Source organism: Acidobacteriota bacterium (assembly GCA_016208495.1).
GTDB lineage: Bacteria > Acidobacteriota > Blastocatellia > Chloracidobacteriales > Chloracidobacteriaceae > JACQXX01.
Genome location: JACQXX010000048.1, coordinates 71,964 through 84,627, shown reverse-complemented (window position 1 = coordinate 84,627; position 12,664 = coordinate 71,964). Strand labels below are relative to the sequence as shown.

Here is a 12,664-nt window from a genome sequence, read left to right as displayed (position 1 = left end):
GAACCCCGAACCCCGAACCCCGAACCCCGAACCCCGAACCCCGAACCCCGAACCCCGAACCCCGAACCCCGAACCCTACCTTATGGCCATCCTCATTGCAGAAGACAATCCGGCGCAACGTCATTACCTGCGCGAACTGCTCGAACGTGAATTCCCAACCCATGCTCCGATTCTCGAAGCCGAAGATGGGGAACAAACCGTCGAGTTCACCCTCAAACACCGTCCATCGCTGGCAATTTTGGACATCCAGATGCCGAAATTATCGGGTGTCAAAGCGGCACGAACCATCTGGCGGTCATTTCCGCAGGCGCGAATCATTTTCTGGACACAGTTTCCTCACGAAATCTACATCAACGAGATTCGCAAAATGATCAAAGCGCTTGAACCGCCGCCGCCATACGGGTTTATCCACAAGAACAATCCGGAATCTCGGTTTTTGCGCTTTATTGCGGCGGTGCTCGAAGACGGCGCCGATATGATTGACCCGGCGTTTAAAGATTCGTTCAAGCGTCCACTGCTGACCGAATTTGAAGCCGAAGCCCTGTACTATCTGGCGTTGGGGCTTTCCAACTGGGCGATTGCCCGCAAGTGCAGCCTCTCCCAACGCGGCGTCGAAAGCCGGCTGGCGACGCTTTATGAAAAGCTTTTCCCAGCCAGTGCGGAAGGAACCGACTACGAAGCGTTTGAAAAGCTGGCCTATAACTTGCGAACGAGGGCGTTTTTTGAGGCGCTCCGGCGGGGTTTGATCAATAGCGACGAACTTGAAAAAGCCTCGGTTGATCTCGATGTCTGGCTGGAACGCGACCGCAAGCGCTTTCTGGAGGAACAAAAAAAGGGTCAACGATAAAGCCTATCGCTAAATTCCAACCCAGGTTCAGGGAAGTGGTTTATTTTGCATCTGGTTGGGGCAAAATTCGCGATTGAATAAAAGAATTTAGCTTTCAAAAAATCAGCAGGTTGGCATGAGAAAAGTTGCATCTTGGGTGCAACTTTTTTGTTTTCAACACATACCGGATGTTTCCAAGGTATGAGGTCGTTTCGGCGTAGCGTTTGCATGGAAAAAATCGGTTCAACACAAGTAGTTCCCACTCAGTACTGGGTGAACTGCTTTTCCATATCAGAACCTCTTCATTTCCACAGCTTGAAAAATCACCTTCATAAATAAGGAAACAATCCCATGAAAAATCTCTGGCAAACAATGAGCGGCAAGTTTTATCTCTGGTTGATGGTCGTTCTGGTAGTGTTTAGCAGTGGTTGGGCGGAAATGGCACAAGTTCAGGCTCAACAAGGTGATCCGCCACCCTTGATTAAAAAAGGCTCAATTGAATTCACCGGCAGTTTGCGGACACGGTATGAAAACTGGGGCTGGTTTGATGTTCCTAGTCGCGACAGTCAGCAGGATTTTGTGGGAACAATCTTTCGGTTTGCCCTCAAGGGAAAACATTCCCTCAATGATACCCATTCCATTGAATGGGCAGCCGAGGCAGCTTTTCCGTCATTGATTGGCTTGCCGCGCAATGCGATTGCGCCTGCCCCACAAGGCGCCCTTGGCCTCGGCGGGACATATGCTGCCGGGAGTGGGGACGAACGAGCCAGTATTTTCCTGAAGCAGGCGTACTTGCGGTGGGGCATCAAAGGCCAGAAGTTCAACACCGGCATTAAGATCGGACGTTTTGAATTTAGTGAAGGGGCGGAACTATCAGCGACCGATCCAACCATCGGAGCACTGAAAAGGACTCGCATTCAAGAGCGGTTGATTGGGCCCTTTGGATTTACCCACGTTGGTCGAAGCCTCGACGGTGGGCAGCTTTCCTTTGGCACTTCGACCACCAATGTCACGGTTCTGGTCGCTCGACCAACGGAAGGGGTGTTTCAGCTTGATGGAATGCGTCAGATTCCTGGCGTGAGTGTCGTGTATGCGTCGTTTAACAAAGCGCTCCATGCCCACAAAGTGAGCGACAAGACCCAGCATCAGGGCGAAGCGCGTGTGTTTGGCATGTATTATCGCGATACTCGATCCGTGCTCAAAACCGACAATCGTTCAATCACAGCCCGCGAAGCCGACCGCCAAAACGATATCAATGTGACAACCATTGGTGGGCACTACGTTCGTGACTTCAAGCTTGGCAAGGGAAAAGCTGATGTACTCGTGTGGGGCGCCGGGCAGTTTGGAAGCTGGGGAAACCTCGACCATCGGGCAGGTTCGATTGTGGCTGAAGCTGGCTATCAACCCGAAATGAAGTGGAATCCCTGGATTCGAGCCGGATATACCCACAGCACAGGTGACGATGACCCCACGGACAACGAACATGGGACGTTCTTTCAAGTGTTGCCAACCCCACGTATTTATGCCCGAACCCCATTCTTTAATATGATGAATAATCAGGACATTTTTGCCGAAGTGATTGTTCGTCCCACCAAGAAACTCAACCTTCGCTCAGATTTCCACAGTCTGGCGCTCAGTAGCCGCAAGGATCTGTGGTATGTCGGTGGTGGTGCTTTTCAAAAACAAACGTTTGGCTATGTCGGACGCCCATCGAGTAATTACCGAAGTCTGGGCGCATTGCTGGATATCAGCGTGGATTACCAGGTGTCGTCGCGACTCAGTCTTTCCTTTTACTACGGTCAAATGTTTGGCGGTCGAGTGGTTTCATCCATCTATCCCAGCGGCCAGAACGGACATTTTGGATACGCCGAACTGTCATTCCGGTTTTGAAGCCAGGGCTGAAGAAAACGGGCTGAAGAAAACGGGTATTTCAACCCCAAGCCCGATGTCTTCATCCCGATGTCTTCATCCCGACTTCTTCCGTCCCATAAGCGCCAGGATAAGAAAACCCGTGTCCTTTCCGTTGGCATTGAACGACGATCTTGTAGGGTTTGGATCTCGTCCTGGCCGTGACCGTGGGCTTCGCACCACGGCTATTACACGACGACCCTGCGGGCCTCAAATCCTTATCCTGGCGCTTATAGTCTTCCGCCCTGGTTCTCAACCATCCGCCCCGCTTTGTAACGCTTCAATAAATTCCCCCATAAATTCCTGAACCGACGGGCGATGGGCTGGCTTTTTATGTAAGGTTTTACGCACAACGTCGGCAATTGCTTGTGGGACTTCGGGATTGACCTCACGAAGCGGGATTGGTTCCTGGGTGATTTGCAGCAGAGAGACAACCAGTGGATCGCCCTCGTTGGCCTTAAAGGGAACTTGCCCGGATAACATCTGATACAGCATCACGCCTAAACTATACACATCGGCTTTGCCGTCATAAGACTGATTGCTCAGGCGTTCAGGGGACATGTAAGCCGGTGTTCCGATGACCGTTCCGGGCATGGTCAAACTGTCAAACTCCTCGTTGGCATCCCCAAACAATTTGGCAATTCCAAAGTCAACCAGCTTGATGACTTCACCATTTTGTGTCTGGTGGAGGAAGATATTTTCGGGTTTGATATCGCGATGGATGATGCCGGCTTTGTGAGCCACATCGAGTACCTCGCAGACTGGAAGTAACACCTCGGCACAACGCATTGCCGAGAGCGTTTTCTTTTGCCGTAATTCCTGAGCCAGAGTCTGGCCTTCCAGGAGTTCCATCACCAGATAGGTCACACCTTCAGAGGTTAATCCAGAATCCAGGATCGAAATCGCATTTGGGTGATTGACTCGACAGGCGGAAATTCCTTCCAACCGGAACCGGTTTTGTTCTTTCAACATATCGGTACGCCGGGAAGGCTGAAAGATTTTGATCGCCACGGACCGATTGAGCCCAAGGTGGGTCGCCTGATAGACGGCGCCGAAGCCACCCTCACCAATTTTTTTCTCCAGCCGGTATTTTCCATCCAGCACCGAACCCGGCAGCATTTCCGACATTGCAGAAAAAATCAGATTTGCCCGTCGGTTAGCCTGAACTAACTCCTCGTTTTTTCGCAAGAGAGCCTCATTTTTGCTGATGAGTTCTTTTTGTAATCGGGACATTTGCAACTGGGTTTCAATCCGAACGAGGACCTCTTCAAACTGAAATGGTTTGGTGACGTAGTCAACTCCTCCGACTTGAAAGGCTTTGACTTTATCAATCACTTCATCCAGGGCGCTAATGAAGATGATTGGAATGTCACGTGTGGTCTCGTTGGCTTTGAGTTGGCGACAGACTTCATACCCATCAATATCCGGCATGCTGATGTCCAGCATAATCAGTTCCGGTTTCATAAACTCGGTTTGCGCCAGTGCGCGGCGCCCGTTGATCGCGGCTTTGACGTGAAAATTCTTCTCGACCAGCATCCCTGAGAGCAACTTTAAATTCACTGGATTATCATCAACGATCAGAATACTTCCGCGACAGGTTTGGGTGGATTCAGTGATTGGATTCATAACAGCTTGTTTCCTAGATAAGCAGTCATTTCATTTTTTACCTGAGTTAAGGCTTGTTCTAATTGAATGATCAGGTCTTTTATGGCTGCGGTTGGGGCTTCCTCGGCGACTTTCTCCAATTGCTGGCATATCTTCACCATGACCACCGCCCCAATGGTGCCGGCGGCACCCTTGAGGGAATGCGCGGTTTCCCGGAGTTTCTCGCGTTTGGTGTGGTGAGCTGCCCGATGCAAGGCCGTAATGTGCTCTGCAAAATTGGGGTAAGCCATTTCCAGGAACTCATTTAAAAACGAAGCGTCATCCTCGCCTAATGTCAGGAGTTGTTGCAACGCGTGAGGATTGAGCACTTTTTCATTGAGTTGAAATGGTTGGTCACTGGTTCTGGGAACTGGTTCTGAAAGGGCTGGTCTGGAGGTGGCGGGTTCGGACGGTTGAGCCACTTTGGTTACCCAGCGCTGGAGAATGGCCTGAAAATCTTCAGGTTGAAAGGGTTTACTAACGTAGTCGTCCATTCCTGCCGCCAGGCATCGTTCCCGATCTCCGCGCATGGCATTGGCCGTTAGCGCAATGATTGGAACATGCCGGTCAATTAAAAGTTCTTCCTCGCGGATGACCGCCGTGGTTTCAAATCCGTCCATGAGCGGAAGTTGACAATCCATAAAGATCAGGTCAAAGGCGGTTTTGGCACAGGCTTCAAGGGCTTTAAATCCATCCTCGGCAATTTCAACCCGAACCCCAAGATTTTCAAGCGTGATCTTGGCCAGGACCTGGTTCACCCGATTGTCTTCAACCACCAGCACGCGAGGTTGACCCAGCGGCCCAGTTTTGACTTTTGACTCACCCAACGCCAGGGCCGAGGCGCAGGGCAGGCTGCCGGTTTTTCGTGATGGGTCCGCTATTTTTAACAAACAATTGTAGAGCGCCGACGGCGTAACAGGTTTGGTGAGGATAAGTTCCAGGCCCGAGAGCATTCCCTCCTCGTCAGTCAAGACGACTTGGGATGGAGCCAGAAGAATGAGTGTGGTCTCAGCCAGCCGGGAATCAGTCTGAATGAGATGGACCAGTTCCAGGCCCAGCAGTTCGGGCAATTTCAGGTCCAGGATGATGGCGGGCAAGGGGGTTCCCTGATCAGCGGCCAGGTGTAACAGTTCAAGGGCCTGTGATTCTCTGGTGACACATTGGGTCTGGATCTTCCAGAGGGAAAGCTGATGCTGCAGCATTTCGGCGGACTTCAGGTCATCATCCACCACCACCAGCCGCAGGTTGCTGAGCGGGGTGGCTTCAAGAGGCATCGCCTCGGCTGGGTGGTCTGGTTTTTGGAGCGGGACCACAAACCAAAACGTGCTGCCCTGACCCACGGTGCTTTCAAACCCAAGCTGCCCGCCCATCAACTCAGTCAACTGCTTACAAATGGCGAGCCCCAATCCCGTACCGCCATATTTGCGGGTCGTTGAGCCATCAGCCTGGGCAAAAGGTTGAAACAGCACTTTGCATCCTTCGGGTGCAATGCCAATCCCGGTGTCAGCGACTTCAAAGCGGATGATCACGGTGTCGTCAGTTTGACGCACCTGCTTAACCTGAATGGTCACTTTTCCGCGTTCCGTGAATTTGACGGCATTCCCAACCAGATTCATCAAAATTTGGCGAAGTCGAACTGGATCCCCCTTTAATTCCTGAGGGACGTTAGGGGCAACCTGGAGCACAAGTTCCAATCCCTTACTCTGGGCACGTTCGCTGACGACTTTGTAGGTTTGCTGGAGGACCGACTCCAGTGCGAATGGAATTGACTCAATCGTGACCTTGCCAGCCTCGATTTTGGAAAGATCGAGGATTTCATTGATGATCGTCAATAATGTGTCGCCGCTGTGTTGAATCGTCTCAACATAGTCCTGTTGTTTGGGGGTGAGTTTGGTGTCGGAGAGAAGACGCGTCATTCCAATGACACCATTGAGCGGTGTACGGATTTCATGGCTCATGTTGGCCAGAAACTGGGATTTTAACCGGGCGGATTCGAGCGCGCTGTCGCGGGCCAGTTTGACCATCTCTTCAGCCTGTTTGCGTTCGGTGATATCGCGGGCCGTGCCTTGAACCCCGACTGGTTTTCCATCCTTAAAGATCAATCGAGAACTGACCTCAGTCGGAATGCACCGACCATCCTTGGTAATAAAGTTGAGTTCATAGGTCGTCGGGGTATTCATTGAGAGTTTGGCCAGTATCATTTCCCGGGCAAACTCAACATCCTGGGGCGCCACAACCTGGGCAATACTCAGGGTCAGCGCTTCCGTCCGTGAATAGCCGGAGACCCGTTCGGTCGCTTTATTGCACGAGGTGAATCTCCCCTGTAAATCGTGGGTATAAAACATGTCGTTGGCATTTTCATACAGGTCACGATACCGCTCCTCACTTTGCCGCAGGGCGGCTTCTGCCTGTTTGCGGTCGGTGATGTCGTTGACAATGACGCTTCGGGCCGGTCGGCCTTCAAACAACATGGAGTGGGTGGTCAATTCAACGTCAATGACCGTGCCATCTTTTTTCCGGTGTTGCCACATCCCTTGAACTTCAGTTTGAGGCGCAAGTGCTGCCGGTAATTCAAGTTGGCTGGTCAGCTCTTCCTCAGGACAGAGTTCCTTGATGGTCATTGACAAGAATTCTGCCAGGGTATACCCGTAATGACTGACCGCCGCCTGATTGACCGCCAGAAAGCCCAGGGTTTCAGCGTCGAAGACAAAAACCGGGAACGGATTGCTTTCAAACAAAATCTGATACCGCTCCTGGCTGTTCCGGAGTTCAAGTTCGGCCTGTTTGTGCTTGGTGACGTCTTCGACTGTTCCCTCAAAGTGCAGGAGCGTGCCATCTGGTGTAAACGCGGCTCTGGCATTTTCCCGAACAAAAATCGTGGTTCCATCACGCCGCCGCCAGGATGTTTCCAGCCCCGTTACTTCGTTGTTTTGTAACATCATCTGCAGAAACTGGCTGCGTGAAAATTCAGGGGTGAAATCGGCTTTATTATTTAAATTCCGATCTTTCAATTCCTCAAACGACGTGTACCCCAGCATGCGAATCATGGCCGGATTGGCCATCAGAATCTGGCCATCAGTGGTTGAGCGATAAATGCCGAGCGGGGAATTCTGAAACAGTTCGCGATACCGTTCCTCGCTCTCACTCAAAGCCAGCTCAAATTGTTTGCGTTCTATAATTTCATGGCGCAGAGCCAGGTTGGTTTTTTCCAACTCGGCGGTGCGTTCCTGAACCCGAATTTCCAACTCATTTCGTGCCTGGCGGAGTGCATTTTCAATTTGCTTGCGTTTGACGATATCACGGACAATGACCAGAACTTCATTGTCACCACTGACGACAAATCGGGCTTCGTAGTCACGAACGATGGTTCCCACAATGGTTTGAAACTCAAGACTTTGCACCTCGCCGGTTTGGAGCGCCCGTTTCATCTGGTACATCACCTGCTGGCCAGCTTCATCGGGCATCCATTCAAACACGTTTGTCCCAATGATGTCCTCAGTTACTCCAAATGGGTCAATGTCTTTTCCAGGTCGGTATTCAAGGGTATTTCCCAACTGACTCAGTCGAAACATGACATCCGGAATTGAATCCAGCAGAATGCGGTTCCGAGCTTCACTATTGCGAAGCGTATCTTCGGCCCGTTTCTTTTCGGTAATATCAATGCCGATGCTGGCCGTGCCTTCGACATCGCCCGCAGGTCCAAACAACAGGGTGTTGTACCACGAAATCAGCCGACGTTCGCCAGTGCTTGTTTCAATTTCCCGTTCTTTGTGCAGGGTGATTTTTTGCTGGGCAAGGTTGGTGCGAAACTGGGTGGCTGCTTGAACACGCAGGTCAGCCGGTAAAAATTGCTCAAACCAGTTTTTTCCAATGACCTGTGCTTTCTGATACCCGGTGACTTCGAGCAAATAGTGATTACAAAAAGTGACTTTGCCTTGCTGATCCAGTTGCACCGCAATCAGCCCGATATGTTCAAGCATATGGTGCAAATATTGTTCGGATGTGCGGAGGGCGATTTCGGCCCGGCGATGTTCGGCGGCCTCAATCGCAACCGTGATCAGGTCAGCCACCGATGCCGCAAACTGTTGTTCTTCAACCGTCCACCGGCGTGGCGGCCCAATATGTTCAAGGCAGAGAACCCCGAGTTTCCGATTGCCCAACCTGATGGGAGCACCCAACATAGACGTAATGCCAAACGGATAGAGATAGGTATCGGCAAATTCTTTCGTTCGAGGGTCTGAGCAAGCATCGTGGGCGGCAATGACTCGTTCAACTTCAAGTGAATTGAAATAGGCCGGATAATGGTTGGCCAGCAATTCAAAGCCTTCACTATGTCGGTAAGTATCGAGTTCAAACAGGTCAATACAGCGAATTTTCGAATCATTTTCGGCATACATCCACACGCTCACACGTGCGATCCGAAGTGTTTGCGCCGTGGTGGATGTGAGCTTTTGCAAACTTGCTTTGAGATTGCCTCGGGTCAAGACCTGACTGCCGGCGAGTTCGACCAGTACCTGATTGTATTTTTTGAGGGTGGCTTCAGCGTAGCCTGGGGCCAGGCGGTTGGTTCTCAGTTCAATCTGATCCTGAACCAGAATGGCCAGATCCTGGAGCCGTTCACATTCCTCGCTCGAAAACTGGCGAGACGCTGTATCAATAATGCAGAGGGTTCCAACCCGATGTCCATTGGCCATGGTGAGCGGGACACCGGCATAAAATCGAATGTAGGGAGGTCCGATGACCTTGGGGTTTTCAGAAAACCGTGGGTTGGCGACCGCATCGGGAATAATGAGCGGTTCAGCCGACAAAATGGCCTGGGCGCAAAGTGTTTCTTCTCGTCGAACTGAGGTTGGCTCCATCCCAAAGCAGGATTTAATCCATACCTGATCTTTGTCAATGAGGCTAATCAAGGCAATTGGAACCTGAAACCAGCGAGCCGCCAGTTGGGTAATGCGGTCAAAGGCCGGTTCGGGTGCCGTATCCAAAACATTGTACTGATAGAGGGTTGCCAACCGCTCGGCTTCTTCAGAAGAAATCACGGTTGCAGGCATGATAACTGGCTCCAGGTGAATGAGGAATTAGGGGGACTGAGGCAGAATAAACTGATGAAGCAATTTCGGGGCCTGAAAGGATAAGTTGATGAAATGTCAGTCATCAATCATTGACAGGTAGGAGCCAAAGATTGGGGTTTGAGAGGATATAATCAGCTAAGATTTTGTTTTTCAGTTATTTGCAGGTGCTTTCAGGTGTGTGATGTCTGGCGGATACGTGAAGGTGGAAAGGACTAGCCAGGACGAACACCTGGTATGGAGGGAATCAAGGGCCAGGTGGGTTCCAGCTACTTGATTCAGGGAATGGTTCATTGCCCAGCCAGGCGCCAAAAAATGGTCATTCGTCAGCCCGTTTGGTGGCATATTGAAAGCATCGGGCTGAAGAACTCGGGCTGAAGACAACGGGCTCAGGGCTTGGGGCTCAGGGCTGAAGAACTGGTTTTATTTCATCCCTCATCCTTCATCCCTCATCCCTTTGATTGCCCCGAGCTTGCGAGTCTTCAGCCCACTGTCTTCAGCAGCCTCCAAACGCATTCATATCTGGAATAACCAGGGTTTCGTTACGAAGGGTAAAAATCCCTTTTGCCAGCGTCGTATTGACCGGAATTTCTTTCCGAGATGGTTGATAGGGCAGGGGGAGACTTTGAACTTTGACCGAAGGCTGGATTGGAATTGCCACCAGTTCGCCGCTGGCTGAGGTTCGGGCAATTAAGAGTCGGGTATTTTCTTCAAACAGTGCGGCGCCCAATCCAAACAAGTGGCCAAAATCAATGGCTGGTACCGGCTGGTTTCGCCAGTTGACCAGACCCAGAATATGCTTTGGCGCCATCGGAATCCGGGTCATGGCTGGTCGCTCAAGAATCTCGGCAACCTGGGTAATGCTCAGCCCAAAGGTGATTGGGTGCTCAAAGGGTGATTCAGTTCCAACTGAAAAAAGCAGGATCTGACCTTTTCTTTGTTTGGACGCTGTCGAGGTGGCTGATGTCTTTGAATGCGGCGAGAGTTGACGATCTGTGATTACGGGAAGTGGATTGACTTCTTCCGGGTGAAGTCGTTCTGGTTCCAGATACAAAATCAATTCCTGTTCAACCCGGACAATTCCTCGAAAAATGTGGTTTGTTGCCCGATCAACCATTTCTGGAACTGGCAGAATGGTGTCAACCGGTGCGTCTACGATTCCCATCATTCGATCAACCATCAACGCCCAGGGATGACTTTTGTGATGAAGGACCATAATTGATCCTGTCTGGTTTTTTGGATCTGCTGGGAGGCCCAGCCGGGTTGCAAGCCGCCAAACCGGAATGGATGACTGATTTTTTCCTGGAAGCCAGCCGATGGGGCCAGCTTCTGACAGGTTGGGCTGCATCAATTCAGCTCGCTGGACGCTCTGTACCAGAGCCAGTTCCAGGCAGCAGGTTTGGGTGCCAACCGCACACCGAATCAACCGTTGAGATGTGGATGAGACTGTATTTTGTGACATAGGCGCTCGCTTTGATTATGGCCTGAACCCTGAACGCTGAACCCTGAACCCTGAACCCTGAACCCTGAACCCTGAACCCTGAACCCTGAACCCTGAACCCTGAACCTTGTCATTACCCAAATTTTTTCTGCTCTCTAAAATTGGGCCTCAATTGCCCTCGTAAGTTGTTGATTCTGGGTTCTGGGATTTTCAGGATAATCAGTGGTCAACTCAGACAATAGCCGAAAAACAATTTCAGTAACTCTTTAAATTCGCTGAGGTTTAGAGGCAAGTCAAAAAAATTTGGGTAATGACAAGACCCTGAACCCTGAACCCTGAACCCTGAACCCTGAACCCTGAACCCTGAACCCTGAACCCTGAACCCTGAACCCTGAACCCTGAACCCTGAACCCTGAACCCGATTAAGACTGGCACAACCGCCGGGCGATTTCCTGGGGCGGGGCCACGCAATCAACGACGCCGAGGTCAATCGCACTTTGCGGCATGCCATTGACGACACAACTGGCGGCGTCTTGCACATAGGTCTTGCCGCCTCGGGACCGGATCGAAAGCAATCCCATTGAGCCGTCTTTCCCCATTCCGGTCAGGAGCACGCCTTTGGTCCGTGAACCATAGAGCTGCGCCACTGACTGCATGGTGACATCAACCGATGGCCGGTGGCCTTCGATTTCCGGGCCTTCGGTCAGCCGAATCCTGGAATCTGGCCCCACCAGCATATGGTAGCCACCAGGTGCAATCAGGACGGTGCCTGGTTCGAGCGGGTCCCCGGATTCAGCCTCTTTGACCTTGAGGGTGACGGACCGATTGAGTTGGAGGGCGAGGACTTTGGTAAACATGGCCGGCATATGCTGGACCACCAAAACTGTGGCTCGTAAATCGCCCGGAAGACTTCCAATCAATTCGCGCAAGGCTACCGGGCCGCCAGTGGAAGCCCCAACCACAATCACTCCGCCACCAACCAGTCGGTTTGCTTCCGGAGGCGATACCTTTTCCCCAGTTTTTCGCTCTGCAAGGCGATTCAATAGAATCGGTACGTTCACCCGGTTGCCAGCCCCAGCATTTTGAACCTTTAATGATCGAATGACCCGAATCCGGGAAGCGGCCCGGACTTTGGTAATAATTTCATGCCGGAGTGCCTCCGGGTTGGTGTCGGTGCCTGGGGTGTATTTCAAAATGAAATCCACGGCCCCGGCTTCAAGTGCCTGGAGCGTGCAGGTGGCCGATTCGCTGCTGATGCCGCTGATGACGATGACTGGCGTGGGCTGTGTGTGCATGATGTGTTTGAGCGCCTCCAGTCCGTCAACAACCGGCATTCCCAAATCCAGCGTCACGGCACTGGGCCGGAGCCGGCTCACCATTTCAATGGCCTGTTTCCCATCCTGTGCGATCCCAACCACTTCAATCTCTGGGTCAGAGCGCAGGTACGAGGCCAGCAGTCGGCAGACAAACGGCGAATCATCAGCAATCACGACACGAATTGGTTCACCCATAGGTTCAGGGTTCAGGGTTCAGGGTTCAGGGTTCGGGGTTCAGGGTTCAGGGTTCAGGGTTCAGGGTTCAGGGTTCAGGGTTCAGGGTTCAGGGTTCAGGGTTCAGGGTTTTCGAATACAGGTTCTCCGTTGCGGAAAGGTCGGACCGAAACTTTGCTGAAGAAAGCTTCCAGCGCCCATCCGGGCGCGAGGGAAATGGGCACGAATCCCGGTGGTATGCCCAAAGCGGCAAACCACCGGCTACTCTCCAGCGCCCTCCGGGCGG

Annotated in this window: 6 protein-coding genes; 2 read left to right on the top strand and 4 right to left on the bottom strand. The window is 51.9% G+C overall.

The genetic code is table 11. The features are described from left to right. The first annotated feature begins 82 nt into the window (after positions 1–82). Together HY774_08355 and HY774_08350 are read left to right on the top strand one after the other, a co-directional pair. Positions 83–847, top strand: a complete 765-nt coding sequence (locus HY774_08355) for a response regulator transcription factor (GenBank protein ID MBI4748488.1) — start codon at positions 83–85, stop codon at positions 845–847. Positions 848–1,177: 330 nt separating this feature from the next. Next, positions 1,178–2,716 carry an alginate export family protein gene (locus tag HY774_08350; protein MBI4748487.1) on the top strand — a complete coding sequence of 513 codons (1,539 nt, stop codon included), beginning with the start codon at positions 1,178–1,180 and terminating at the stop codon, positions 2,714–2,716. Between the two features lie 270 nt (positions 2,717–2,986). Here the strand turns inward: HY774_08350 and HY774_08345 are convergent, their stop codons facing one another. From HY774_08345 to HY774_08330, 4 genes are all read right to left on the bottom strand, one after another. Then, the gene (locus HY774_08345; protein MBI4748486.1) at positions 2,987–4,360 is read right to left on the bottom strand and encodes a protein kinase; all 1,374 of its coding nucleotides are present in this window, start codon (positions 4,358–4,360) and stop codon (positions 2,987–2,989) included. Then, the gene (locus tag HY774_08340; GenBank protein MBI4748485.1) at positions 4,357–9,429 is read right to left on the bottom strand and encodes a PAS domain S-box protein; all 5,073 of its coding nucleotides are present in this window, start codon (positions 9,427–9,429) and stop codon (positions 4,357–4,359) included. Before HY774_08340 ends, HY774_08345 begins: the two co-directional genes overlap by 4 nt. Positions 9,430–9,943: 514 nt before the next feature. After that, positions 9,944–10,909, bottom strand: coding sequence for a chemotaxis protein CheW (locus HY774_08335; GenBank protein MBI4748484.1), 966 nt, complete (start codon positions 10,907–10,909; stop codon positions 9,944–9,946). A gap of 401 nt (positions 10,910–11,310) precedes the next feature. Then, the gene (locus HY774_08330; GenBank protein ID MBI4748483.1) at positions 11,311–12,399 is read right to left on the bottom strand and encodes a chemotaxis response regulator protein-glutamate methylesterase; all 1,089 of its coding nucleotides are present in this window, start codon (positions 12,397–12,399) and stop codon (positions 11,311–11,313) included. Positions 12,400–12,664: the final 265 nt, after the last annotated feature.